This is a genomic window from Paenibacillus sp. H1-7 (assembly GCF_022354825.1).
Classification (GTDB): Bacteria; Bacillota; Bacilli; order Paenibacillales; family NBRC-103111; genus Paenibacillus_S.
The window spans coordinates 8,111,824-8,138,820 of sequence record NZ_CP031168.1 but is presented as its reverse complement, the minus strand read 5'-3'; the positions used below and the strand labels follow the sequence as shown (position 1 = coordinate 8,138,820).

At 51.5% G+C, this 26,997-nt stretch carries 23 protein-coding genes and 1 tRNA gene; 22 read left to right on the top strand and 2 right to left on the bottom strand.

The genetic code is table 11. The features are described 5' to 3' along the window. The first annotated feature begins 84 nt into the window (after positions 1-84). The 11 genes from hisF to DVH26_RS35850 all read left to right on the top strand — a co-directional run bounded on the left by hisF (position 85) and on the right by DVH26_RS35850 (position 12,391). The gene (gene hisF / locus DVH26_RS35900) at positions 85-843 is read left to right on the top strand and encodes an imidazole glycerol phosphate synthase subunit HisF (RefSeq protein ID WP_239630371.1); all 759 of its coding nucleotides are present in this window, start codon (positions 85-87) and stop codon (positions 841-843) included. After that, the gene (gene hisIE, locus DVH26_RS35895) at positions 840-1,526 is read left to right on the top strand and encodes a bifunctional phosphoribosyl-AMP cyclohydrolase/phosphoribosyl-ATP diphosphatase HisIE (RefSeq protein ID WP_239630370.1); all 687 of its coding nucleotides are present in this window, start codon (positions 840-842) and stop codon (positions 1,524-1,526) included. Before hisF ends, hisIE begins: the two co-directional genes overlap by 4 nt. Before the next feature lie 409 nt (positions 1,527-1,935). Next, positions 1,936-2,886 (top strand): ribose-phosphate diphosphokinase, encoded by a 951-nt coding sequence (locus DVH26_RS35890; RefSeq protein ID WP_239630369.1) that lies wholly within the window; start codon positions 1,936-1,938, stop codon positions 2,884-2,886. 131 nt (positions 2,887-3,017) lie between these two features. Next, on the top strand, positions 3,018-4,763 hold the full coding sequence (locus DVH26_RS35885) for a tetratricopeptide repeat protein (protein WP_239630368.1): 1,746 nt from the start codon (positions 3,018-3,020) through the stop codon (positions 4,761-4,763). 168 nt (positions 4,764-4,931) lie between these two features. Continuing rightward, the gene (gene trxB, locus DVH26_RS35880) at positions 4,932-5,879 is read left to right on the top strand and encodes a thioredoxin-disulfide reductase (protein WP_239630367.1); all 948 of its coding nucleotides are present in this window, start codon (positions 4,932-4,934) and stop codon (positions 5,877-5,879) included. A 207-nt stretch (positions 5,880-6,086) separates the two neighbouring features. Continuing rightward, the gene (locus DVH26_RS35875; RefSeq protein ID WP_239630366.1) at positions 6,087-7,037 is read left to right on the top strand and encodes an ROK family glucokinase; all 951 of its coding nucleotides are present in this window, start codon (positions 6,087-6,089) and stop codon (positions 7,035-7,037) included. A gap of 127 nt (positions 7,038-7,164) precedes the next feature. Further along, positions 7,165-8,064 carry an RNase adapter RapZ gene (gene rapZ / locus DVH26_RS35870; protein ID WP_239630365.1) on the top strand — a complete coding sequence of 300 codons (900 nt, stop codon included), beginning with the start codon at positions 7,165-7,167 and terminating at the stop codon, positions 8,062-8,064. Continuing rightward, complete coding sequence (locus DVH26_RS35865; RefSeq protein WP_239630364.1) at positions 8,061-9,047, top strand: gluconeogenesis factor YvcK family protein; 987 nt, start codon at positions 8,061-8,063, stop codon at positions 9,045-9,047. Before rapZ ends, DVH26_RS35865 begins: the two co-directional genes overlap by 4 nt. A 7-nt stretch (positions 9,048-9,054) precedes the next feature. Next, entirely contained in the window at positions 9,055-9,984 is a 930-nt protein-coding gene (gene whiA, locus DVH26_RS35860; RefSeq protein ID WP_239630363.1) for a DNA-binding protein WhiA, read from the top strand. Positions 9,985-10,139: 155 nt separating this feature from the next. Then, on the top strand, positions 10,140-10,409 hold the full coding sequence (locus DVH26_RS35855; RefSeq protein WP_028548982.1) for an HPr family phosphocarrier protein: 270 nt from the start codon (positions 10,140-10,142) through the stop codon (positions 10,407-10,409). 218 nt (positions 10,410-10,627) lie between these two features. Then, on the top strand, positions 10,628-12,391 hold the full coding sequence (locus DVH26_RS35850; RefSeq protein WP_239630362.1) for a stalk domain-containing protein: 1,764 nt from the start codon (positions 10,628-10,630) through the stop codon (positions 12,389-12,391). 343 nt (positions 12,392-12,734) lie between these two features. Here the strand turns inward: DVH26_RS35850 and clpP are convergent, their stop codons facing one another. Continuing rightward, positions 12,735-13,316, bottom strand: coding sequence for an ATP-dependent Clp endopeptidase proteolytic subunit ClpP (gene clpP, locus DVH26_RS35845; protein ID WP_239630361.1), 582 nt, complete (start codon positions 13,314-13,316; stop codon positions 12,735-12,737). Between the two features lie 164 nt (positions 13,317-13,480). Beyond that, positions 13,481-13,555: transfer RNA gene (locus DVH26_RS35840), tRNA-Arg, on the bottom strand. 530 nt (positions 13,556-14,085) lie between these two features. Here DVH26_RS35840 and DVH26_RS35835 point away from each other — a divergent pair. From DVH26_RS35835 to smpB, 11 genes are all read left to right on the top strand, one after another. Beyond that, entirely contained in the window at positions 14,086-15,114 is a 1,029-nt protein-coding gene (locus tag DVH26_RS35835; RefSeq protein WP_239630360.1) for a sugar-binding transcriptional regulator, read from the top strand. Positions 15,115-15,170: 56 nt separating this feature from the next. Continuing rightward, a complete protein-coding gene (gene gap, locus DVH26_RS35830; protein ID WP_239630359.1) occupies positions 15,171-16,178 on the top strand; it encodes a type I glyceraldehyde-3-phosphate dehydrogenase in 1,008 nt (335 codons plus the stop codon). Between the two features lie 293 nt (positions 16,179-16,471). Continuing rightward, positions 16,472-17,653, top strand: coding sequence for a phosphoglycerate kinase (locus tag DVH26_RS35825; RefSeq protein WP_239630358.1), 1,182 nt, complete (start codon positions 16,472-16,474; stop codon positions 17,651-17,653). A gap of 90 nt (positions 17,654-17,743) precedes the next feature. Beyond that, positions 17,744-18,496, top strand: coding sequence for a triose-phosphate isomerase (tpiA, locus tag DVH26_RS35820; protein WP_239630357.1), 753 nt, complete (start codon positions 17,744-17,746; stop codon positions 18,494-18,496). Position 18,497: 1 nt separating this feature from the next. Next, the gene (gpmI, locus tag DVH26_RS35815) at positions 18,498-20,030 is read left to right on the top strand and encodes a 2,3-bisphosphoglycerate-independent phosphoglycerate mutase (RefSeq protein ID WP_239630356.1); all 1,533 of its coding nucleotides are present in this window, start codon (positions 18,498-18,500) and stop codon (positions 20,028-20,030) included. 53 nt (positions 20,031-20,083) lie between these two features. Further along, positions 20,084-21,376, top strand: coding sequence for a phosphopyruvate hydratase (gene eno / locus DVH26_RS35810; protein ID WP_239630355.1), 1,293 nt, complete (start codon positions 20,084-20,086; stop codon positions 21,374-21,376). 367 nt (positions 21,377-21,743) lie between these two features. Beyond that, positions 21,744-22,448, top strand: coding sequence for a M50 family metallopeptidase (locus DVH26_RS35805; RefSeq protein WP_239630354.1), 705 nt, complete (start codon positions 21,744-21,746; stop codon positions 22,446-22,448). Between the two features lie 145 nt (positions 22,449-22,593). Further along, entirely contained in the window at positions 22,594-22,833 is a 240-nt protein-coding gene (secG, locus tag DVH26_RS35800) for a preprotein translocase subunit SecG (protein ID WP_239630353.1), read from the top strand. A gap of 121 nt (positions 22,834-22,954) precedes the next feature. Next, a complete protein-coding gene (locus tag DVH26_RS35795; RefSeq protein WP_239630352.1) occupies positions 22,955-23,758 on the top strand; it encodes an alpha/beta hydrolase in 804 nt (267 codons plus the stop codon). A 121-nt stretch (positions 23,759-23,879) separates the two neighbouring features. Next, complete coding sequence (gene rnr / locus DVH26_RS35790) at positions 23,880-26,408, top strand: ribonuclease R (RefSeq protein ID WP_239630351.1); 2,529 nt, start codon at positions 23,880-23,882, stop codon at positions 26,406-26,408. Between the two features lie 92 nt (positions 26,409-26,500). Beyond that, positions 26,501-26,980, top strand: coding sequence for an SsrA-binding protein SmpB (gene smpB, locus DVH26_RS35785; protein WP_239630350.1), 480 nt, complete (start codon positions 26,501-26,503; stop codon positions 26,978-26,980). Positions 26,981-26,997 lie beyond the last annotated feature (17 nt).

Below are 26,997 nucleotides of genomic sequence, written 5' to 3'. Positions count from 1 at the left end.
GGCCCGGGGGCTTACTGTTTGTCTCCAGCTGGAGCTGCAATCGAAATCATTAGCAACAGATATCATGGGAACGGGGGCTAACCAATGCTTGCCAAACGAATAATCCCTTGCCTGGACGTTAAAGACGGACGGGTCGTGAAGGGCGTCAACTTCGTGAATTTGCGCGATGCGGGCGATCCGGTCGAGCTGGCGGCGATCTACGATCGGGAGGGAGCCGACGAGCTAGTATTTCTCGACATTTCGGCTTCCGTAGAAGGCCGGGCGACGATGGTCGAGGTGGTGAAGCAGACCGCAGGCGAAATTACGATTCCGTTTACGGTCGGCGGCGGCATATCGAGCGTGGACGACATGAAGCGGCTGCTCCGCGCCGGAGCCGATAAGATCGGCATTAACACGGCCGCGGTCCGAAATCCGGATCTGATCTCCGACGGTGCGAGAAAGTTCGGATCGCAGTGCATCGTGGTCGCTATCGACGCTCGTTACAACGAAGCTTGGGGCGAGTGGGAAGTGTTCACCCACGGCGGACGCAACGGCACCGGCATCAAGGCGCTGGAATGGGCGAAGCGGGCGGAGGAGCTGGGCGCCGGTGAAATCTTGCTGACGAGCATGGATGCCGACGGTACCAAGGACGGCTTCGATCTGCCGCTGACTCGCGCTGTATCCGAGCTGCTGACCATTCCGGTTATCGCTTCGGGCGGGGCCGGAACGAAGGACCACTTTTACGATGTGTTTGCTGAAGGCAAAGCGGATGCGGGATTGGCCGCAACGATTTTTCATTATAAAGAGCTTACGATTGGTGAGGTTAAAGACAACCTCCGGCAGAAAGGAGTCGAAGTGCGATGACAAACGAACAACAAGCTCCGCAATCCTGGGAAGAGCTGACGTCAGCGATCAAATGGGACGCTCAAGGTCTCGTTCCCGCCATCGTTCAGGACGCGGCAAGCAAAGATGTATTGATGATGGCTTATATGAACCAAGAATCGCTGAGACTTACTCTGGAGTCAGGGGAAACGTGGTTCTGGAGCCGTTCCCGCAGCGAGCTGTGGCATAAAGGAGCGACCTCCGGCCACATTCAGAAGGTGCGCTCGCTGAAATACGATTGCGACGGAGATACGCTGCTTGTGCTCGTGAACCAGACAGGACCGGCATGCCACACGGGGCAGTACAGCTGCTTCTTCAACGAAGTGCAGGTGGGCGGTCAAGCTGAATCCTCAGAGGCGGCCAATGTGGGCGATCGCTTCGCGATGCTGTCCAAGCTCGAATCGGTCATCGCCCAGCGCGATGCGGAGCGTCCGGAGGGCGCTTATACGACCTACCTGTTCGAGAAGGGAATCGATAAAATATTGAAAAAGGTCGGCGAAGAAACGGCCGAAGTCATTATCGCCGCCAAAAACCGCGACAACGACGAGCTCCGTTACGAAGCAAGCGACCTGATCTTCCATCTGATGGTGCTGCTGCGCGAAGCCAAGCTTCCTTTGGACGACGTCATGCGCGAATTAGATAACCGCCACAATTCCAAAAAATAATCGAAACCATCCCGCACCGTATCACGTATTGGGAAGCGTATGACAAATGACATGGCTGCCGAGTGACTATCGGTGCCGGACGAATGGGACGATACCAAAAAGGGCATAGAATAGTAGGCAACCCAAATGCTGGGCCGCTGAAGTTCATGCCCTTGCTCTGTGTCAAGAAGCCGCCCGGATCCAGCGGTTTTTGCTGGAATCTGTAACCGAAACTGGCAAATAGGGCGCCGTTATGCAGGTTTTCCCTGCGATTTTCACGGAAATGCCTTTTTCTTAAACATTATTTTTCATGTATAATGAGGGTTGTGGACATTTTTATAGTATAATGACTCTTGATGTCAATAGATGCATCGGAACTGCAGCCCACATAATTTACGTAAACAATCCATAGCGGAGGTAACCTTTAACCATGTTTAGCGACAAATTGAAGATTTTTTCCGGATCATCCAACCCTAAGCTCGCAGAGAAAATCTGTAATGAGCTAGGCGTTTCACTCGGCCAAGTCAAGCTTTCCCGGTTCAAATGCGGGGAAATTTACTGCTGCTATGAAGAAACCATTCGGAACTGTGATGTGTTCTTGGTCCAAACGTTCTCCCATCCGATCAACGAGAATTTCATGGAGCTGTTGGTTATGATGGATGCGGCCAAGCGCGCGTCAGCCAGAACAATCAACCTTGTCGTACCTTACTATGGATATTCCCGTCAGGAACGGAAAGCGGCTCCACGGGAACCTATTTCCGCGAAATTGGTTGCTGATTTGCTCAATGCAGCCGGAGCGGACCGCGTTATTACCATTGACCTTCATGCGCCTGCAATTCAAGGCTTCTTCAACATTCCGGTGGACCATTTGACGGCTTTGGACTTGCTTAGCGCTCATATTAAACAAAAGCAAATCGATGACCTTATCGTCGTATCCCCGGACGCGGGCGGCGTGACTAGAGCTGAGAACCTTGCGAACGTGCTGGAAGCGCCTATCGCTATGATGTTCAAAAAGCGTTATGCGCACAACGAGGCGGTAGTGACTCACGTTATCGGTGATGTAAAAGGCAAAACACCGGTTATTTTCGAAGACTTGATCGATACCGGAACAACCATTGTCAATGTCGTGGAAGGGTTAAAGGAAAGAGGAGCGAACGACGTCTTCATCTGTGCGACACATCCGGTATTCTCCGGACCGGCGCTGCAGCGTCTTGACCACCCGAACATTAGAGAAGTCGTCATTACCGACTCCATTGCGATTCCAGACGATCACTCCTCCCGTTTCCAGGTGCTTTCCGTAGCGGGACTGTTGTCCAATGCGATCCGGATTATTAAAGACGGCGGTTCGATAAGTTCTTTGTTCAAATACGGCGGGGTATAAACTGCAGTCGGAATAGATAGATTTAATTAAACACTCTTTATGGATTTGTTATCATTTATGCTATACTTTTCTTATCGAAATAACGCTGGTTTCCTTGTGAATTCCAGACGGAACCGGAGGTGCCTTACTTAATGGGGAAGAAAAAGCGTGCTGTCAGAACTCAACATAGCAACATTATCCCGGTGAAAATGGATGCCACGTTCTTTTTCGAACGAGCCGTGCAATCTTTGGACCGATATCATTACGATAAGGCATTAAAGTATTTTCGTCGCGCAGCCGATTACGAGCCGGAAAATCCGGTAAATCATTGTAACCTGGCCGGGCTTCTCTCAGAGATGGGAAATTACGAGGAATCCAACCGTATTCTTCAGCACGTGCTGGATCAGATCGATCCTACGATGACCGAATGCTACTTCTATATGGCGAACAATTTTGCCAACATGGAAAACTACGAGTCGGCGGAAAAAGCGATTATCCATTATTTGGAGAACGACCCGACGGGACAATTTCTCGAAGAATCCGAGGAAATGATCGAGCTGCTCAGCTATGAGCTGGACCGTCCGACCAAGCTGACGTCGATCAAGAGCCGCGAAGGCATGTTTGAACACGACCGGGCGCGCAGCATGCTGGAGGAAGGCAAGTTCGGCGAAGCGGTTCGCATCCTGGAGAAGATTATTAAGAAGCACCCGGATTTTATGGCTGCGCGCAACAATTTGGCGTTGGCCTATTACTACATGGGGCATTTTGAAAAATCCGTTGAAATGATCAAGCAGGTATTGGAGCTCGATCACGGCAATTTGCACGCGCTGTGCAATCTGGCGATCTTTTACCAGCATTTCGGCGATAAAGATAATTTGAAGGAACTGCTTGAGGTATTGCGCAAAACCTATCCTTTCCATCAGGATCATGTGTTTAAGCTGGCCACAACGATGGGCATCTTAAGTGAGCATGAAACGGCGTACCGTTTGTTCAAAAGGCTGCTGAAAACCGGCGAAGCGGGTCTCGACCCGTGCTTGTTCCACTATACGGCGGTGGCGGCTTACAATACGAAGCGATATAACGAAGCGGAGCGTCAATGGCGTCATGCGGATAAATTCGATCCGGGCTCGGAAATTCCGAAGTTTTACTTGAATTTGCTGGATAAATCGCGTCACGAGCAAGTAAAGCCGCCGGTCAGCTACCATTATCACCTTCCGTTCGAGGAACAATTCCGCGGATTGGAGAAGTCCGCCGAAGGACTACCCGATCATTTGAAACGGGATCCTCTTGTGCGTTCGTCCTTTTTCTGGGCGCTGCGCCACGGCGACACGGAGACGAAGCTGCAAGTATTGCAGGCGTTCGGTCTCATTGGCGACAACGAGGTGAAGGATGCACTGCTGGAGTTTATTCAGGAGCCGCAGGAGAACGATTACTTGAAGAAGGTCGCTATCTTCGTGCTGCGCAGCATCGGGCTGAATGAGCCGGTGACCGCGGTGCTTGACGGCAATCGCCTGACGATTCCGGCATCGCCGTTTTCGCCGAATTTGCCTGTGTGGGAGCGTAAATGGCAGGATATTATGGACCGGTCGATGCAGGAAATGAGCCGCAGGTACGATATGGTGCAGCAGTACGATCTGCAGACATTGTGGGTCGAGTATTTATCGAGGGTATACCCGAGTGTGCCAAAAATTACCAAGACGGAGGGCTGGTCCGCCGCTCTGGAGTATTTGACGGCCAAGATGCACCGCCGCGCCATTTCGTTTCATGAGCTATCGCATCGTTACAACGTATCCGTCGCGACCATAAGCAAGAATGTGAAAATGATCGATGAGGCTTGCGGTATTCGTGAGAAAATGGAAGCCATTTTCCCGGCGTACGCAAACTTTGACCATAAATAAAGAATACGCTCTTCAAGTCCGATGTTCCGAGCTTATGAAAATTCAGTTTTTTTCTTCTCGACAGTTGGGTAATACTTAAACTAATATTACGTGTTCAATAAGTTGGGATTCAGCTTTTTGAACAACCTCTGATAGAGAATCCATTAAGGAGTTAAGGAGGAACTGGATATGTACAAAGCCATAGTCATCGGAACCGGTCCTGCAGGGCTTACGGCGGCGATTTATTTGGCTCGCGCCAATCTGAGCCCGCTGGTTATCGAGGGTCCTGAGCCGGGCGGTCAGCTGACGACCACGACGGAGGTTGAGAACTTCCCGGGATTTCCGCAAGGCATTATGGGTCCTGAGCTGATGGACAATATGCGCAAGCAGGCGGAGCGGTTCGGAGCCGAGTTCAAAACCGGATGGGTCAACAAGGTCGATTTATCCAGTAGGCCGTTCAAGCTGACCGTAGAAGGGATAGGCGACATCGAATCCGAGAGCGTCATTATATCCACCGGAGCCTCAGCCAAGCTGCTCGGCATTGAGAACGAGAAGGAAAGCATAGGGCGCGGAGTAAGCACATGCGCGACCTGTGACGGATTTTTCTTCCGCGGCAAAAAAATTATCGTCGTGGGCGGCGGCGATTCGGCGATGGAAGAGGCGAACTTCCTGACCCGATTCGCATCGGAAGTGCAGTTGGTGCACCGGCGCAGCGAGCTCCGGGCTTCCAAAATCATGCAGGATCGCGCGCGCGACAACTCCAAAATATCGTGGAGCTTGAACCGGACGCCGCTCGCCGTCGTATCGGGAGACAAGGGCGTGATCGGCTTGAAGGTGAAAAACAACGAAACCGGTTCAGAGGAAATTATCGAGACGGACGGCATTTTCGTCGCTATCGGGCATACGCCGAATACAGGCTTCCTGGGCGGCCAGATTACGACCGACGATCACGGGTATATCGTAGTCAAACCGGGTACGACTCAAACGAACATCGAGGGCGTCTTTGCTTGCGGTGACGTACAGGACAGCAAATACCGCCAAGCGATAACGGCAGCCGGCAGCGGATGTATGGCGGCACTCGATTGTGAGAAGTTTTTGGAAGGCCATGCTGTACATGATTGGAGTCAAAGCTTGTAACATAACGAAACGTGGGACCGAAGTTCCACGTTTTTTCTGTGTGTAGGCTATCCGGCGTGGTATGAACTGGGGCGGATGTCATGATGAATCAGCCGGGGAAGGACGGGCAATTGTCATGAACGTTTTCTTGACCTGCCCGAAGGGTTGGCTTATAGTTGGAACTGAGAGCTTTTTTGCGTGATTATAGTTTATGAGGTGACTTGTATAATGGGAGAGAAAGTTTACGTTGGAGTCGATCTCGGAGGCACAGCCATCAAGGTAGGGCTTTGCGATGAAAATGGAATGCTGCTGCAGACGTTCGAAGGACCAACCGGAACAGAGCAAGGCGTTGATGTAGTTCTTGAAAACATTGCACAATACGTGCGCAAGCTGGTAGCGGATTCGCCTTACGAATGGGAACAGGTAGCAGGTATCGGAGCGGGCATCGCCGGCTTTATGGACATTCCGGAAGGCTTCATTAAGCTGTCCCCGAATTTGGGATGGCGCAACGTGCCCATCAAGAAAATCCTGGAGGAAAAGCTCGGCAAGACGGTCAAGATCGACAATGACGCCAACGTGGCCGCTTTGGGCGAAGCGTGGGGAGGGGCAGGTAGAGGCATTCCTCATCTCGTATGCTACACGCTGGGCACAGGGGTTGGCGGCGGTGTTATTATAAACGGCAACATACATCAAGGCTTTAACGGCATGGCGGGCGAGCTGGGCCATATGACCGTCGTACCTGATCTGGAAGCCATTAACTGCGCTTGCGGTCTGAAAGGCTGTCTCGAAACGGTATCGTCGGCAACCGGCATTATTCGTATGGCCAAGGAAGCGGTGGAGCGCGGCGAGCATACTTCGCTGGCGCTGGTTGAGAACATTATGGCCAAGGATGTGTTCGACGCGGCCAAATCGGGAGATGAAGTAGCGCTCCGCATTATTAATCGCGCTGCGCTCTATTTGGGCAAATCGATGGCGACCGTATCCATTGTTTTGAACCCGCAGCGGTTTATTATCGGCGGCGGCGTATCGAAAGCCGGAGATATTTTGTTCGATGCCATTCGCGGCTATTACAACGAGTATGCTCAAGAGTCCGCTAAGGAAGGCGTAGAGATCGTTCCGGCTACACTTGGCAACGACGCCGGTGTTGTGGGAGCGGCAGGATTGAACTTGCGTTCCTAATTTTTGGTTGTTTCATAGATTTAGGCTGGATGGATCCATTATTTATTGTTTCATGGAACAACGTATTTTATTCGGTAATATCGAGCAACCGGTCAAGGTGGATTAACAACCTGGAGGTGGAACACCCATGGAAGAGATGCATACTTTAGGCAAACTGGTTATTATCACCGGCATGTCAGGTGCAGGCAAGACGATAGCCGTGCAAAGCTTGGAGGACTTGGGCTTTTTTTGCGTGGATAACCTGCCTCCTGTACTGATTCCGAAATTTGCGGAGCTCATAGAGCAATCCAAGGGCCGAATCGGTAAGGTCGCCTTGGTTATCGATTTGAGAGGAAGAGAATTCTTCACTTCCTTATCCGAGTCGCTCCGGTATATTCGGGAAAATCAGTCGCTTACGTATGAAATTTTGTTCCTCGATGCGACGGACGCTATCCTCGTTCAACGGTATAAGGAAAGCCGCCGTAAGCATCCGCTGGCTCCGACGGGTGCACCGCTCGAAGGCATTGTGCAGGAGCGCAAGCTGCTTGAGGAGCTGAAAGGGATGGCGACGCAGGTCATCGATACGAGCAGCTTGAAGCCTGCGCAGCTGAAGGAGCGGATCGTATCGCGATTCACAAATCTCGAGTCCGACGGCATCTCCATCAACGTCATATCCTTCGGCTTCAAATATGGCGTGCCGATCGATGCGGACCTGATCTTCGATGTGCGGTTCCTTCCGAATCCGCACTATGTGGAGACACTGCGCCCTAATACGGGCCAGGATCCGGAAGTGTACGATTATGTTATGAAATGGAATGAGACGCAGGAGTTTCTTACCAAGCTGCTGGATATGCTGAACTTTCTCGTGCCTCAATACAAAAAGGAAGGGAAGAGTCAGGTCGTGGTCGGTATCGGCTGTACAGGCGGCAAGCATCGCTCCGTCGCCATCGCCGAATATTTGGGCAAAGTGATGGGCAACAGCGAGACGGAAACGGTACGCGTCAGCCATCGTGACTCCGAACGGGACAGGGTAGAGGTGAAGAAATGACCCCAGACAGCATGGAAAGCGACCGCCCGCGCATTGTCGTTATCGGCGGTGGAACGGGGCTGTCCGTTATGCTTCGAGGCTTGAAGGAAAAGCCGATAGACATAACGGCGATCGTTACGGTTGCTGATGACGGGGGGAGCTCCGGTATTCTCCGATCAGAATTGGAGATGGTGCCGCCGGGCGATATCCGTAATGTGCTCACCGCCTTGGCCGATGTAGAGCCGCTGCTCGGCAAAATGCTCGAATATCGTTTCGAGAAAGGCCAGGGATTGGCGGGGCACAGTTTGGGCAATCTAATTTTGGCAGCAATGAGGGATATTACCGGTGATTTTGTCGCCGGCGTGCGTGAGATGAGCCGTGTGTTCGCTGTGAGGGGCCGTGTGCTTCCCGCAGCGAATCACGCCATTGTACTGAAGGCCGAAATGGAGGACGGCACCATCGTCGAGGGTGAGTCCAAAATTCCGAAGTCGGGCAAAGTGATCAAGCGGGTGTTTATCGAGCCGTCGAACGTGCAGCCATTGGACGAAGCGGTGGATGCGCTGAAGAAAGCCGATGCCATTCTTGTCGGGCCGGGCAGCTTGTACACCAGCATCATGCCGAATTTGCTTGTGCCGGAAATCGCGCGCACCATTGTGGAGTCGCAGGCGCTAAAGATGTTCGTATGCAACGTGATGACACAGCCCGGTGAAACGGATAATTACTCCGTTAGCGACCATTTGCAAGCCATGTACAATCACGTTGGCCACCATTTGTTCGATTATATTATCGTCAACAATGGGGATATTCCTCCTCAGGTTCAGAAGCGATATGCCGAGAAGGGCGCGCGAGTCGTCCCTCTCGATCTGGAAGAGGTTACGAGTCGAGGCTATAAAGTAATAGCGGATCAATTGGTTTTATTCCGTACGTATTTGCGTCACGATGCAGAAAAACTAAGCCAACACATTTATCAACTGGTGGAGAGCTGGATGCTCAAGAAGAGGTGATAAGCCCATGTCCTTCGCCGCACAAACGAAAAAAGAACTTACCATGATCCAGTCCGATGATTGCTGTGAAATCGCTGAGCTGTCCGCGCTCATTCGCATGAACGGGTCCGTTCAGCTGACCAACCAGCGTATCGTATTGGATGTTTCAACCGAGAATGCGGCTATCGCACGTCGGATGTACTCGTTGTTAAAGAAGAAATTTCGCGTTCATACCGAGCTGCTTGTACGCAAAAAGATGCGGTTGAAAAAAAATAACGTCTACATCGTCCGGGTACCGAATCAGGTACAGGAGATTTTGTCGGAGCTGCACATCGTTTCGGAAGGATTTATCTTTACTCCGGGAATAGAGCGGGCTATTATTCAGGAGGACTGCTGCAAACGCGCTTATTTGCGCGGAGCCTTCCTCGCAGGGGGCTCGGTCAACAATCCCGAAGGCTCCTCCTATCACCTGGAGATCTCCTCGATGTACGAGGAGCACTGTCAGGCTCTGTGCGATCTGGCCAACGAGTTTGATTTGAACGCCCGGTGCATCGAACGGAAAAAAGGCTTTGTTTTCTACATCAAAGAAGGCGAGAAAATCATCGAATTTCTCAACCTGATCGGCGCGCATCAAGCGCTTCTACGGTTCGAGGATGTGCGGATCATGAAAGATATGCGTAATTCCGTCAACCGGCTGGTCAATTGCGAAACGGCTAATTTGAATAAAACGATCGGTGCCGCCGTTAGGCAGATCGATAATATTCGGCTGCTGCAAAAAGAAATCGGTCTCGAAAATCTGCCCGAGAAGCTTCGCGAGGTCGCGGAAATCCGTCTCATGCACCCGGACATGAACCTGAAGGAAGTCGGCGACTTGCTAAAGGGAGCCGTCAGTAAATCGGGGGTCAATCACCGGTTGCGTAAAATCGACGAGCTTGCCGAGAAAATCCGCAGATCATAAGTGTTTGGGCGGAAATATAGATTTTTTGTGTAATTTCAGGATACTCCTAGTGTAACCCATGGAAAAATGGTATAATGGATGAAAAATCGCTTTTTCATATGGTCATTTATGTAAATGGTCATTTGCAATTAAGATAGTAGGGGGTATGGGTTGGAATGTCGAAACGCCCAGTAGTTGTAAAGTTGAAAACAGGCCTTCATGCCAGACCAGCGGCACTTTTTGTTCAGGAAGCGAATAAGTTTTCTTCCGAAATCTTCGTGGAGAAGGACGAGAAGAAAGTTAACGCCAAAAGTATCATGGGTATCATGAGCTTAGCAATCAGCACTGGTACTGAAGTTTACATTAGCGCTGAAGGTTCGGACGCCGAGCAGGCTGTAAACGCTTTAGTCGCATTGGTCAGCAAAGAGGAACTCGAAAACCAATAATACCTGCTATACGCTTCGGATGAAGCCGTTTTAGCGTGCTTGCTTCTTGCTGTTTTCCCTCTTTTTGTCCATTTTATGAAATGGCATATGATGGTTGGATTGGGATACTCGTAAAAGCGCAACCTTTTCTTTAGTTGAGCGTCTATAATGACGTGTCTTCTGTAGGAAAGGTTTTTTGCTGTGCTTATTTTTTATTCATAAAAGGAGTTCGAGAGAGAATGAACCAGATGAAAAAAGAAGTGTCTTTGATGATGATCATCGCCCTGCTGTGCACGGTTCTCTTTACTCCGCTGGCTATGGCGCAAGGCGTATCGTCGGCTTCGACGCACGTATTGCTCTATGTCGATAAGACGGAGGCTTTTTTGAACGGCAAGCAGGTCACGCTAGAATCTCCTGCAACGATCATTAAAGACAAAATGTTTGTTCCCGCCAAGTTTTTGGGAGATGCAATGGGCTTGAAGGTAGAATGGAATGAGAAGACACGCCAGATTGAAATGGTAACGCCAGGCTACAACATTGTGCTCGATAGCGACCGGAAATCCGTGTGGATTAACGGCATGATGGAACCGTTCGATTCCGTGGCGGCTATTAGCCCGGAAGGCAAACTGCTGATCAAGCTGACCTGGTTGGCTGATTATATGGGTGCGAGATACACGTACAACGACGAGCTGAGACGTGTGGAGGTTCTTCATACGAAAACACCGGATGGGGTGTACATACCGAATTCCGGCAACTCCAAACCGGTAGCGAAATTCGCTTTCGGCAAAGAGACGTATCGTCTGGGCGAGCCGGTCAAGTACATCGATTTAAGCTATGACCCGGATGCGGAAGGGATCGCCAGATACGAATGGAAAGGCAACCAGGAGGCGTTCTTCACGCCTGGGACCTATCCTATTACATTGACGGTTTGGGACGCCCATGGCAATCAGAGTACGGCGTACACGCGCAATATTACCATCGGAACGGAAACGTATTTGAACGCGGTGGAATATCCGATTTATACGAAGCCTCCGGGCAGCTATATTAAGACGGATTGGAGCATGATCTGGGGCAACTTCTGGAAACTGCCGGAGCTTCCTAAGCAAGTGACGTCGGATTCCTCGAGAAAGCTGCTTGTCAGCGATAGCCCTGAAGAGTTTACGGAAAAAGGCATCTTGTACCAAGATAAAGTGAACGGTAAAGGAAGATTGTATGCCGATCATATCAACGGTACGAAGGAAAAAGTGACGATGGCTATCTTGGCCAGAAATACGACCGATAAGCCGGTAAAAATCAAAACGACCAACAAGGGCGAAGTATTCCCGTCCGTGTATGCGAATTTGATCGGCAACGAAGCTTCCGTCGATTTCCTGATGAACGATACGTACAACGAAGAAATGACGGTACCGCCGAAGCAGACGTTCATTTATTCGCAAATGCCGGACTTCTACCCGGCACAAGGCGTTAACTTGTTCTACGACGTAGAAACCGACGGTGAGATTGAATTCTCGTTCGTCGCAACGGATAAAATTACGCAGGATACGCTGAAGCTCCCGCTGCTGCCGTTCACCGGACACGTCCGCGGATCGTTCCCGGTATCCGAGGTGAAGTGGTATGTGGATGCAAGCTCGTTTACTACACCGTCTCGCCTCATTATCGGCGATGGCAAGAGCGATCCGTTCCAGCCGGGCTACGATACGATGCGTAAACAAAATGTCACGAACGACGGCAACTATGGCGTCGTGTACAAAATTCATGCCGATAAGCCGCGCAAAATGGCTATCATGATCCAGCCTCTGGGCGGCGTGTTCAAAGGCCCGTTCAAAATTAACGGGGAAATGCATTTGGTGCCGCAGTCCGGCGTGCTGACCGCATTTGACGGCATGCAGATTCTGGCGAAAACTACGGGCGAGGAAGATTCGCTCGACATCGAATTTACGCCTCCGGCCGGCTCGGCCTTCCCGATCGACCTGATCTTCTATCCTTTGGAAGATAAGAAGTAAGAAGAGGGGGAAGTTGCAAAAGCGTGGTGCTCCAGAGAAGGGTGTGCTTCCGGTCGCTGTTGAAATCATGAATAGGGATTATCCGCAATTGTGGTGTATTCATGATTTCAAAGGCAAACACTTCGTTCCTGCAGCAAATCCCTTCTCCTCCGCTCACGCTTTTCAACTTTCAAGAGTTATAAAGCGATAAAGTCCAGTCTGTATTATTGCAGACAGGACTTTTTTTCGTTACGCGGCTGATGAGCCGTAAACCAACCTACAGCTCGCGCCAAACAAAAAAAGCCCGTGCTGCAAGCGGGATAACCAGCTTACAGCACGGGCTTCCAAAGCTGCATCGAGTACGTTATACGCGCTCGATGACTTTATCGATCAAGCCGTACGCGGCCGCTTCTTCGGCATACATGAAGTTATCGCGATCGGTATCTTTCTCGATTTGTTCAAACGATTGGCCAGTGCGCTCGGCCAAAATGTGGTTCAGCTTGTCGCGCATTTTCAAAATGCGCTTCGCGCGGATCTCGATATCGCTTGCTTGCCCTTCGGCGCCTCCGAGCGGCTGGTGAATCATGACTTCGCTGTTCGGCAGCGCGAAGCGTTTGCCTTTGGCGCCTGCCGCCAGCAGGAACGCTCCCATGGAAGCGGCCATACCTACGCAGATCGTGGACACGTCCGGTTTGATGAACTGCATGGTATCATAGATGGCCATCCCCGCAGTGATGGAGCCGCCCGGGCTGTTAATATATAAGTGAATATCTTTATCCGGATCTTGTGCGGCCAGGAACAACAGTTGGGCAATAATAGCATTGGCCACAACGTCATTAACCGGAGTCCCTAGAAAAATAATGCGATCCTTCAGCAAGCGGGAGTAAATGTCATAAGCGCGCTCTCCTCTTGCATCCGGTTCTACGACCATTGGAATGAAACTCATAAGCTGCAGCCTCCTTAAATTTCATATATGGTAACACTATAACCATCATAGCGCAAAAGCAAACTAAGGTCAAGAAAGGTCAAACAATAGTTTCAAAAAAACCTCTAAGCTCACCGGTCACGGCAAGTTTTAGAGGTTGTACGATTCATTCGTTATTAAAGTAATGGCGCGCCCGTAAGGAATCGAACCTTAATCTCAGGCTCCGGAGGCCTACGTCATATCCATTGGACCACGGGCGCATAGCTTTGTCTCAAAAATTGAGAAGCAAGAGTTATTATATGATATCGCGTCCCAAAATGCAACCCCTACCAGAAAAAAACAGCTAGCTTGTTCAAAGCCGTCCATGCGCGAGAATTAATTAGCGCGTGCAGTGTCTGATTCCGGCATCGAGCCATGACTGACGCAAGCGTAAAAAGCGCGCTCGACGTCGGATGGCGCTGCATTTATTCGATCAGCCCATTCTTCGGCTCGCTCCTTAATGACCTTCGAAATGGCTCTCGCAACGTACACAATCGCTACCGCAGGATGAGCTTTTAAGCGTAAGAAGATTGTCGTAATTTGTAGACGCAGCAAGGATTGTCCGTGCTTAATATGAAGAGAACGTAAATTTTTGTCTAAATGGTGTTTTGTTTGTTGAAATTGTCAGACAGATTTTATATAATGAGAACAGCTAAGTGAAAGCTTAGTTGTTTTTTTGGAAGTTGTGGGACTAAAAATGTAGTACTGGGACATTAACTGTCCATATCTTTGGCGGGAGCGTGTTTTTCTCATGAGAGAGTTACTCGATATTCAAAAGCAGCTTCTGCCGGACTTACTGGACACGTTGAAGGAACGGTACACGATTCTGCATCACATCATGGTGTCCGGTACGGTCGGACGCAGGACGCTTGCGGTGTCGCTTAACACGACGGAGCGTATTTTGCGAAGCGAGGTCGAGTTCTTGAAAGCCCAAGGCCTGCTGGATGTCGATGCATCGGGAATGAGGATCAGCGAAGCCGGAAGGCAGCTGCTCGAGAAGATCGAGCCGTTGGTCAAGGACCTGTTCGGATTGACCGAGCTGGAGGAGCGAATCCGGTCCCATTTCGGTTTAAAGCAAGTCGTCATTGTTCCCGGAGATTCCGACGTCTCTCCTCATACGAAGAAGGAACTGGGGCGCGCGGGAGCGGCGGTGCTGAGGAAGTATGTATCCCAAGACGAAGTGATTGCGGTAACGGGCGGATCCACTATGGCGGAGGTTGCCTACCATCTGTCCTCGACCACCTCGCTCAAAGGCAGCTGGTTCGTACCGGCACGGGGCGGGCTAGGCGAGAGCGTGGAGCTGCAGGCGAATACGATCGCATCCACGATGGCGAAGAAGACCGGCGCCAAGTACCGATTGCTTCACGTTCCGGATCATCTCGGCGAGGAAGCTTACCAGACCTTGATGCAGGATGACACCATTCTGGAGATTATCCAGTTTATCCGCAAAGCCCGTATCGTCATACACGGCATGGGAGAAGCTATGGTGATGGCCAGACGGCGGAAGGTGGACGCAGAGACGACGGCAAGCCTTCGTAACGACGGGGCGCTCGGAGAAGCATTTGGGTACTATTTTGACCGCGAAGGCACCATTTTGCACAAAATGCCCACCGTGGGACTGAGAATCGAAGACATCCAGGATATGGATTGTGTGATCGGAGTAGCCGGAGGCAAGAGCAAAGGCGAAGCGATCATGGCCGTACTCCGTTTTGGCCGGGAGGACATTCTGGTCATTGATGAAGCGGCCGCATTGGAAATTGTTCAAGCATTGCCATCTTGACAGGTCCTGCCTGTCTTGACATAAACATCAAACATTATTTTTAGGAGGCTACTCACATGGCAACTAAAGTAGGTATTAACGGTTTTGGACGTATCGGTCGTAACGTATTCCGCGCATCCTTCAGCAACCCAGATGTTGAAATCGTAGCAATCAACGACTTGACTGACGTTAACACTTTGGCTCACTTGCTGAAGTATGATACAACTCATGGTAAATTCAACGGTACGGTTGAAGCTACTGAAGGCGCTTTGATCGTTAACGGCAAAACAGTAAAAGTATTTGCTGAGCGTAACCCTGAGAACCTGCCTTGGGCTGCTAACGGCGTTGAAATCGTTGTTGAGTCCACTGGTATTTTCACAGCGAAAGAAAAAGCTTCCATGCACTTGAAAGGCGGCGCAAAGAAAGTCATTATCTCCGCTCCTGCTACTGACGAAGATATCACTATCGTATTGGGCGTTAACGAAGATAAATACGATCCAGCTAGCCACACTATCATTTCCAACGCTTCCTGCACAACCAACTGCTTGGCTCCATTCGCAAAAGTATTGAACGACAAGTTCGGTATCGTTAAAGGGATGATGACTACTATTCACTCCTACACTAACGACCAATCCGTACTTGATCTTCCGCATAAAGATCTTCGTCGTGCTCGCGCAGCGGCTGAGAACATCATTCCTTCCACTACAGGCGCTGCTAAAGCGGTATCCTTGGTACTGCCTGAGCTGAAAGGCAAATTGAACGGTATGGCATTCCGCGTTCCTACTCCGAACGTATCCGTAACCGATCTTGTTGCTGAGCTGAAAGTTAACGTAACGGTTGACGAAGTGAACGCAGCTTTGCAAGAAGCGGCTAACGGCGCTTTGAAAGGCATCTTGAACTACTCCGTAGAACCGCTTGTATCAAGCGACTACAACGGAGATCCAGCTTCCTCCACAATCGACGCATTGTCCACTATGGTAGTTGGCGACAACCTGGTGAAAGTGGTTTCCTGGTACGACAACGAGTGGGGCTACTCCAACCGTGTTGTTGACTTGGTAGCTTTCATCGCGAAAAAAGGTCTGTAAGAAAAAACATTGTGGTTATGAACTGACCTAAGTTTCAACACGTTCCGCGCTATTTGGCAAAGGGGATGTACTTCCGGGTTCTGTTGAGTTGGTATTCTTGTGATTTGACTTCATAGCAGTATGAATACAATCTCAAAGGAAAACCACGCTGACGCTCTGCAGTACATCCCCTCTTGTTTTTTTGGCGGCGACGCGATGAAGCGACGATCAGGCACAACCACATTTTTTGTGTAAATAGGTTATGTAGATCAGGCAGTACAAGGGCGGCAGAAAAAAAGGAGGCGTGGGAGAACATGAACAAAAAAAGCGTTCGTGACGTAGAAGTAAAAGGCAAAAGAGTGTTTGTACGGGTGGATTTCAACGTTCCTTTGGAAAACGGGCAAATCACTGATGACACACGGATTCGTGAAACGGTACCGACGATTCAATATTTGACCGAGAGAGGCGCGAAGGTTATTTTGGCGAGCCACTTGGGCCGTCCGAAAGGACAAGTAGTTGAAGAGCTTCGCTTGACTCCGGCAGCGGTTCGTTTGGCTGAGCTGTTGGGCAAACCGGTAGCGAAAGCGGACGAAGCGATCGGCGATGCCGTGAAAGCGCAAGTAGCGGCTTTGAACGAAGGCGATGTCCTGCTGCTCGAAAACGTTCGATTCTATGCGGGCGAAGAGAAGAACGATGCGGAATTGGCGAAAGCTTTTGCCGAGCTGGCTGATTTGTACGTGAACGATGCGTTCGGCGCCGCTCACCGCGCTCATGCTTCCACTGAAGGCATCGCGCACCATCTGCCTGCCGTATCCGGTCTCTTGATGGAGAAAGAGCTGGACGTATTGGGCAAAGCATTGAACAATCCGGAGCGTCCTTTCACGGCTATCGTGGGCGGAGCGAAGGTTAAAGATAAAATCGATGTCATCGAGAACCTGTTGAACATCGCTGACAACATCATCATCGGCGGCGGCTTGTCTTACACGTTCTTGAAGGCACAAGGCCATGAAATCGGCAAATCGCTCGTGGACAATGAGAAGCTCGACCTGGCTCTCAGCTTCATTAACAAAGCGAAGGAAAAAGGCGTCAATTTCCTGCTTCCTGAAGATATTGTCGTAACCGACGATTTCAGCCCTACGGCGAACACGAAGCAAGTATCGATCAGCGAAATCCCTGCGGATTGGGAAGGCATCGACATCGGACCGAAGACACGCGAGAAATACGCAAAAACGATTGCCGAGTCCAAGCTGATCGTTTGGAACGGACCTATGGGCGTATTCGAAATCGAGCCATTCTCCCACGGTACTCGTGCGGTTGCAGAAGCTTGCGCTAACGCATCCGGCTATACCGTTATCGGCGGCGGCGACTCCGCGGCTGCAGTGGAGAAGTTCCACCTGGGCGACAAAATGGACCATATTTCTACAGGCGGCGGCGCTTCCCTTGAATTCATGGAAGGTAAAGCTCTTCCAGGCGTCGTTGCATTGAACGATAAGTAAATTCTAGATCATTCGCACACTCTCGGCGGCATTCTCAATGTTGTGAGGGGCTGCCGGCAGAGGCGATTTACCAAAGAAGGAGTGACGACAATGCGGAAACCGATTATTGCCGGTAACTGGAAAATGTTTAAAACCGTTAGCGAAGCGGTAGCTTTCGTGAACGAGGTCAAAGGCAAAGCGGAAGTAGACGGCGTGGACAGCGTTATCTGCGCTCCATTCACGAATCTGCCTGCACTGGTTGAAGCAGTGAAAGGCACAACGTTGAAAGTGGGAGCCCAAAACCTTCACTTTGAAGACAACGGCGCATTCACTGGCGAAATCAGCGGTGTTATGCTGAAGGATCTTGGCGTGGACTATGTTATCATCGGACACTCCGAGAGACGCGCCTACTTTGCGGAAACCGACGAGACGGTGAACAAAAAAGTACACGCAGCATTCAAGCACGGCTTGACGCCGATCGTCTGCGTAGGCGAGAAGCTGGAAGAGCGTGAAGCGGGCGAAACGAAAGCCGTATGCAAAGTGCAAACGGAAGCGGCTTTTGCCGGATTGAGCGCAGAGCAAGCAGCTCAAGTGGTTATCGCGTACGAGCCGATCTGGGCTATCGGAACGGGCAAATCTTCGACGGCTGCAGACGCCAACGAAGTCATCAGCTACATCCGTGAGCTGGTTGCAGGCTTGTACGGCCAGCAAGTGGCGGATGCGGTGCGCATCCAATACGGCGGCAGCGTGAAGCCGAACAACATCGGCGAATATATGCAGGAGTCCGACATCGACGGCGCTCTTGTAGGCGGAGCGAGCTTGGAGCCTGCTTCCTACATCGCTCTCGTTGAGGGGGCCAAGTAAGATGTCCAGACCAAAACCGGTAGCACTGATTATTCTCGACGGCTTCGGTCTTCGGGACGATGTGACGGGCAACGCGGTAGCGCAAGCTAAGAAGCCGAACTACGATCGTTACTGGTCGCAATATCCTCATACGACGTTGACGGCATGCGGCGAAGCGGTCGGACTTCCGGAAGGTCAAATGGGCAATTCCGAGGTCGGCCACCTGAACATCGGCGCAGGCCGTATCGTGTATCAGGACTTGACGCGCATTTCCAAATCGATTCGGGACGGCGAGTTTTTCGAGAATGAAACGATTTTGGGCGCGATTCGTAATGCTAAGCAAACCGGCAAGAAGCTGCACCTGTACGGTCTGCTCTCCGATGGCGGCGTACATAGTCACATCGAGCACTTGTTCGCTTTGCTTGAAGTGTGCAAGAAGGAGCAATTCGAGGAAGTGTACATCCACGCGTTCCTGGACGGCCGCGACGTAGCGCCGGACAGCGCGAAGCAGTACATGGAGCGATTGCTCGCCAAAATCGCTGAAGTCGGCGTAGGCCGTATTGCTACGGTGCAAGGCCGCTATTACGCGATGGACCGCGACAAGCGTTGGGAGCGTACGGAGAAGTCTTACCGCGCAATGGTATACGGCGAAGGGCCGAAATATACCGATCCGATGAAAGCGATCGTCGAATCGTATGAGAAGTCCGTGTATGACGAGTTCGTCATGCCGACCGTTATCGTCAAAGCGGATGAGACTCCGGTAGGCCTTGTTGAATCCGGCGACTCCGTCGTCTTCTTCAACTTCCGTCCGGACCGCGCGATCCAGCTGTCCCAGGTGTTCACGAACAGCGACTTCCGCGGCTTCGACCGCGGGCCGAAATGTCCGTCGGGCTTGTACTATGTATGCTTGACGCTGTTCAGCGAGAGCGTGGACGGCTTCGTAGCCTACAAGCCGAAAAACCTCGACAACACCCTCGGCGAGGTGCTGGCGCAAAACAACCTGAAGCAGCTTCGTACGGCGGAGACGGAGAAGTACCCGCACGTAACGTTCTTCTTCAGCGGCGGCCGTGATGTCGAGCTCCCGGGCGAGACACGCGTTCTGATCAACTCGCCGAAGGTTGCGACATACGATCTGCAGCCGGAGATGAGCGCGTACGAGCTGGCCGAGTCGACGGTGAAGGAAATTGAGTCGGGACGCCATGACGTAATCATCCTGAACTTTGCCAACCCGGATATGGTTGGACATTCCGGCCTGCTCGAGCCGACTATTAAAGCGGTAGAAGCGACTGACGAGTGCCTAGGCAAAGTCGTCGAAGCGGTGCTGGCTCAAGGCGGCGTAGCCTTGATTACGGCGGACCACGGTAACGCGGACGTTGTAACGAATTCGGACGGCAGCCGCAACACGGCGCATACGACGAACCCGGTCCCTTTTATTGTGACCGACAATCATGTTACACTAAGAAACGATGGCATTTTGGCGGATATCGCCCCGACGGTGCTGAAGCTTCTCGAAGTGCGGCAGCCTGAGGAAATGACCGGCAAAGCGTTAGTATAAGCTTTCGTAGCAGCATCTAAAATACGATAATCGAATAGGAGTGTACTCAAACCATGACAATGATCACTAATGTTTATGCTCGCGAAGTATTGGATTCCCGCGGCAATCCGACTGTTGAAGTAGAAGTATACCTGGAGTCCGGCGCAAAAGGCCGCGCTATCGTTCCTTCTGGCGCATCCACAGGCGCATACGAAGCTGTTGAGCTTCGCGACGGCGACAAATCCCGTTACTTGGGCAAAGGGGTTCTGAAAGCCGTTGAGAACGTAAACGACATCATCGCTCCTGAATTGATCGGTTTGGATGCTTTGGATCAAGTAGGCATCGACAACAAAATGATCGAGCTTGACGGCACGCCTAACAAAGGCAAATTGGGCGCTAACGCGATTCTTGCGGTATCCATGGCGGTAGCTCGCGCAGCGGCTGAAGCTTTGGACGTTCCTTTGTACACTTACCTGGGCGGATTCAACGCTAAGCAGCTTCCGGTTCCTATGATGAACATCATCAACGGCGGCGCGCATGCGGACAACAACGTTGACGTTCAAGAGTTCATGGTGCTTCCTGTAGGCGCTCCTTCTTTCAAAGAAGCTCTTCGCACAGGCGCAGAAATTTTCCACAGCCTGAAATCCGTATTGAAGGAAAAAGGCTTGAACACGGCAGTTGGCGACGAAGGCGGCTTTGCTCCTAACTTCGCATCCAACGAAGAAGCTATCACTTCTATCCTTGAAGCTATTGAGCGTGCAGGCTACAAGCCAGGCGTTGACGTATTCCTGGGTATGGACGTTGCTTCCACCGAGTTCTACAAAGACGGCAAATACCACCTGGAAGGCGAAGGCAAATCCTATACTTCCGCTGAGTTCGTTGACTTCTTGGCTAACTGGGTAGACAAGTATCCAATCATCACTATTGAAGACGGCTGCTCCGAAGACGACTGGGAAGGCTGGAAGCTGTTGACTGAGAAATTGGGCGGCAAAGTACAATTGGTTGGTGACGACCTGTTCGTAACTAACACAGTTCGTCTGTCCACAGGTATCGAGCAAGATATCGCGAACTCCATCCTCGTTAAAGTGAACCAAATCGGTTCCTTGACCGAAACTTTCGATGCTATCGAAATGGCAAAACGCGCTGGCTACACTGCAGTTATCTCCCACCGTTCCGGTGAGAGCGAAGACAGCACGATCGCTGACATCGCGGTTGCTACGAACGCCGGCCAAATCAAAACGGGTGCTCCTTCCCGTACGGACCGCGTAGCGAAATACAACCAATTGCTTCGCATCGAAGACCAATTGGGCGATACAGCTCAATACGCTGGTAAAAAAGCGTTCTACAACCTGAAAAACTTCAAATAAGATATATAGTATCGGTTTAAGCAAAAGACGGGTTTGAAATCCGTCTTTTGTGCTTATTAATAATAAAAACGTTATATGAATAGGTTTTAAACCAACCGAACGCGATGACAGGGCAGAGGATCTCATAAGTTGTGTTAAAATGGTAGCGGAGCGGGCGGAATCGTTCTGGAGAAGCGATAGCGTTCGCCTTTGTCCCTGGATTCCAACGGCTACTGCGGAATAATTCTAGGAATTCAGGGACAAGAGCGATCGGAAGAATGATCCGACGGCGCAGTGTTGTCATTTTAACGGACTTGCTAGTCCATAGCCGGAACACGCTTCGAGTGTTTCAACACTATTCATATAACGGACCTCCGGAGGGATCAACATGGGTAATGGGTTGAAGACTGTATTCTTTTTAATAGGGTCAGCCTTTCTCACGCGGTTGATCCCTTTCTCTTCTTTTTTTCGCAACCTGGATACGATGATTCACGAGTTCGGGCATGCGATAATCACCTTGGCCGTGTCCGGGAAAGTGATGTACATCGAGCTGTACGCGAATCACAGCGGGGTTACGTATTCGCAGATTATGAACAATTGGAGCTCGATTCCGGTATCACTCGCCGGCTATATGACAGCGTCCTTGTTCGCCGTCTTTTTGTTCAAGATGCGGGCCGGGGGCAAGCAGCGGCTTGGGCTGCAGGTCATGACCGTGGTGTCTATAATGGCTCTCGTACTCTTCGTGCGCAACGAGTTCGGCGTCATGTGGCTGGTCGGTTTTATTGCGCTGAATATCGTGATGCTGGCCTTGGTGCCGCGTTGGCTGCGGGATTTTTACTACCTGCTTCTTGCGTTCCTGACTTTGGAGGAATCGGTCATGGGGCCGATTTCCTTGATCGTCTACGCGCTTGAAAATCCGGCGACAGCGGGGGATGCGGCGAATTTAAGCCGAGTCACGCCGATTCCGGCCATTGGGTGGGCCGTGCTGTTCACCTTGTTCTCGCTCTGGTGCGCGAAGAACGCCATCGTTGCTTTTTTGGAACGGAAAAAGAAGCGTCCCGTGCGGCAGCAGCCCCAAGAGCCTTATTATTAAACCTAAACGCGCTGCAAGTCATTTATACCTTGTTTGCCGGTTGGACAAGTTTGTGGTATAATACAAATGCTGTCTATTTTAGGCTTTATTCATGATTGCACTTAGGTCTTGTTTACAGGAATGATTGTCCGCAGGAGGTGGAAACATGGAACTTGTTTTGAAAATCGTACTGGTCATCGCCTCTCTTGGCTTGATCGCGGTTGTGTTGCTTCAGCCAGGAAAGAGCTCAGGGTTGTCCGGTGCCATCTCCGGAGGTGCGGAGCATCTGTTCGGGAAGCAAAAGGCGCGCGGCTTGGAGCTGTTTTTATCGCGCTTGACGATTGGGTTGGCAGTTGCTTTCTTCGTTCTGTCTCTCGTCGTTGCTTACTTTGTCAAACAAGCGTAACATAAAAGCAATGCAGCAGGGGAATGATACTCCTGCTGTTTTTTTGTACATATGGGGCTGTCCAGAATATTCCAGAAATAACGGGCGGGAACCATTCCTTGAGAGGCTGCACGGAGGTCGGATGATGAGCCGCATTTATAAGACAACGGAACCTTTTTATTTGCAGGGCCACGGGGACAATGCTTCCACGCACATTATGATGATCCACGGATTCACCGGCTCTCCATCGGAGTTCCGCCGGCTCGGTTATTATTTGAACGATCTTGGGTATACGGTTGACGCTACTCTGCTGCCGGGTCATGGAACGTCGCCGGAAGATATGATCAAGACGGGCTGGAACGATTGGACGGGACATGTCATCAGCCGTTATGACGACATTCCGCAAGAGAACGGGAAGCGCATTATTGCCATCGGGCATTCCATGGGCGGTTTACTGGCGTTAAAGCTTGCTATGGAGCGGCATTTGGATGGTTTGGTATCCTTGGCTACCCCTATGTTTTTGATGAGCCGTAATACGATTTTGGCCGTTCTGCTGCAGTATATTGTCAAATATATTGAGAGAAAGCCCACTGTCGCACAGCATATTGTGGAGGAGTCTTGCTCGTACAGCAAACTGCCTATTCCCTGTGTCGTCGATTTGCGAAAGCTGTTGAAGCGGGTGAAAGTGAGTCTCGGAGCAATAAGTACACCGATCTTGATCGCGCAAGGGGAGAAGGACGGTGTGGTCCGCCCGAAAAGCGCAGCCTACATTTATGACCGGGTGTCTTCCGCAGTGAAGCAGCTTATGTATTATCCGCAATCTTCCCATGCGCTTCTGCTGGATGAGGAGCGTGAACGGGTATTCGAGGATATCCATCGTTTCGTTATGGACGTACTGCAAAATGAGGAGCGCGCGGAGAATCGCGGTGAACTGGTGTACTCCTGATGTTTTCATAGCCGGAAAAAGGGTAAGACTACACTATATACTGATTTTTTGTTATTAAGACCGGAAAGTCAGTCCGGAAACGAAAGCCTATTTTATAGAAGAAAAGAAGGAAGGTGACATATTGATTACAAGAGAACAAGTATTGGATTTCATGAGGGAAACGGCATATAAACCGTTGACATATCAGGAATTGGAAAAGCATTTTCAAATCGAAAGCGCCCACGACTTCAAGGAATTTCTCAAGCTGTTGAATGAACTGGAGAACGAGGGGCAAATATTGCGAACAAGAACGGAGCGCTACGGCGTTCCGGAAAGAATGAACCTGCTGAGAGGCAAGCTGCAGGCGCATCCTAAAGGCTTCGGCTTCCTCATACCGGATGACAAGGATCATCCTGACGTGTACATTCACGCGAACGATATGGCCGGAGCCATGAACGGGGACATTATTCTCGTACGTATTACGTCCAAAAGCGCCCACGGCGGCAAGCTGGAGGGCGAGGTTGTACGGGTCGTAACCCGCGCGAACTCGCAAATGGTAGGGCTGTTTCAGGCCCACGACGGAGGCTATGCATTCGTCGTTCCGGACGATAAGCGGGTGATTCGGGATATTTTTATTCCGAAGCATGCCTTTAACGGAGCGATGGACGGACATAAGGTCGTCGTACGCATTGTATCCTATCCTGAGGGACGCGCTGCGGCGGAAGGGGAAGTTATTGAGATTTTGGGTCATAAAAATGATCCGGGAGTCGATATTATCTCCATTATCCGCAAGCATATGCTGCCTGAGGCGTTCCCGGATGAAGTGTTGGAAGAAGCTATGGGGGTGCCTGAGGTGATCGCAGAAAGCGATCTGGAAGGCCGCAGGGATTTGCGGAATAAGCGTATCGTAACGATCGACGGCGAAGATGCCAAAGACTTGGACGATGCGGTTAATGTTGAGCGTCTGCCGAACGGAAACTACGTGCTGGGCGTTCATATCGCGGACGTCAGCTACTATGTTCGGGAAGGCTCTCCGCTCGACAGAGAGGCGTATAACCGCGGCTGCAGCGTTTACTTGGTGGATCGCGTTATTCCTATGCTGCCGCACCGGCTGTCCAACGGCATTTGTTCCCTTAACCCGAAGGTAGACCGGTTAACGATGTCTTGCGAGATGGAGTTTGACGAAAGCTTGAATGTAGTGCGCCATGATATTTTTACGAGCGTAATCAAGACAAGCGAGCGGATGACCTATACGAACGTGCGCAAGCTGCTTACCGGGGAAGCGGAAGAAGAGCTGGTGGAGCGGTACGCCTACTTGATGGACGACTTCCGTCTGATGGAAGAGCTGGCCATGAAGCTGCGCAAGCGCCGGATGAATCGGGGCGCGATAGATTTCGACTTCCAGGAGTCGAAAATTTTGGTCGACGAGAACGGCAAGCCGACGGATATCATCAAAAGAGACCGGACCATTGCCGAGATGATTATCGAGGAATTCATGCTTGCCTCCAACGAGACGGTAGCGGAGCATTTTCACTGGCTGAAGGTGCCGTTCCTGTACCGGATTCACGAGGACCCGGATGCCGAGAAGCTGATGCATTTCATGGAGTTTATTACGAACTTCGGTTATGTCGTTCGCGGCAAAGGCAATACGGTTCATCCCCGCGCGCTGCAATCGCTGCTGGAAGAAATCAAGGGAACGAAGGAAGAGACGGTTATCAGCACGGTCATGCTCCGTTCGATGAAGCAGGCCAGGTATGATGCGCAGAGTCTCGGCCATTTCGGCCTTGCGGCGGAATTCTACTCTCACTTCACGTCGCCGATTCGCCGTTATCCGGACTTGATCATTCACCGGGTTATCCGGGAAGTGCTCGAAAGCGGAACGCTTGACGACAAGCGCAACGAGTATCTAGCCGGACGGATGGAGGATATCGCCAAGCAATCCTCCGAGCGGGAGCGTGTTGCGGTTGATGCCGAGCGGGAAACGGAAGCTTTGAAGAAAGCGGAGTTCATGTTCGATAAGGTCGGCGAAGAATTCGAAGGCATCATTAGCAGCGTGACGAACTTCGGTATTTTCGTGGAGCTCGACAATACGGTCGAGGGACTGATCCGTCTAAGCGACATGCATGATGATTACTACCATTACCATGAAGCGCAGCATGCGCTGATCGGGGAGCGTACGTCGAAAATTTATCGCCTTGGCGATGAAGTGAAGGTGCGCGTCGCCCGCGTCAGCATGGAGGAGCACACCATCGATTTTGAGATGGTGGATATGAAGCCGCGTCAGCAGAAGGTGAGCTTAGTCGACGCGCTGAAAGGGGTACGCCGCGACAAGAAGCGCGGAGGCCGTCGCAGCGAAGCCGCCGTCGGAGCGGGACGCGGCCCGCGCGGGCGCGGAGGAGACCGCGAACGTGCGGCAGCCGAGTCCTCGCGCAGCGGTAAGCGCGGCAGCAAGTCGGGCGCCAGCGCCGGCAGCAAGAGCGGCCGTGCCCGCAAAGGCTCGGGCAACAGCGGAGTGTTCGACGCCGCCGCCGCCGGGGCTTCGCGCGGAACCGGCGTCGAAGCGGCCAAAGCTCGGGCGCTGGAGGGTGGCGCCACCGCCGGTAAGCGCTCGAGCGGCGAAGGCAGCCGTTCCGGCGGACCTCGCAAGCGGAAGAAAAAGCCGAAAAAGTAGCTTTTTCGCTTGCTTCGGGGGATTGGAGTTGGTAAAATGAACTCCAATCCCTTTTTTTTCGAAAGCGCTGTGGGGGAAGGAGTGAGGATTCGATGAGCAAGAAAGCCGACGGCAAGGTTCTGGCACAGAACAAGAAGGCTTCTCATGATTATTTCATTGAAGATACGTACGAGTGCGGCATGGTGCTCACCGGTACGGAGATTAAATCTTTGCGGATGGGACGAGCGAACATTGGCGATGCCTTCGCGACGATTCGCAACGGAGAGGCGTTCATCCACAACGTTCATATCAGCCCGTTCGAGCAGGGCAACCGGCACAATCCGACGGATCCGACGCGTACCCGCAAGCTGCTGTTGAAGAAGCAGGAGATTGGCAAGCTGTTCGGTCTGGCGAAGCAGGAAGGCTACACGCTGGTGCCGCTCAAAATTTATGTGCGCAACGGCTACGCCAAGCTGCTGATCGGTCTCGGCCGAGGCAAGAAGCAGTACGATAAGCGGGAATCCGCCGCGAAAAAGGACGCTCAGCGCGACATTCAGCGCGCTCTACGCGAGAAGCAGAAGGTGGCGCGGTAACCGTTACTTTGGTATTG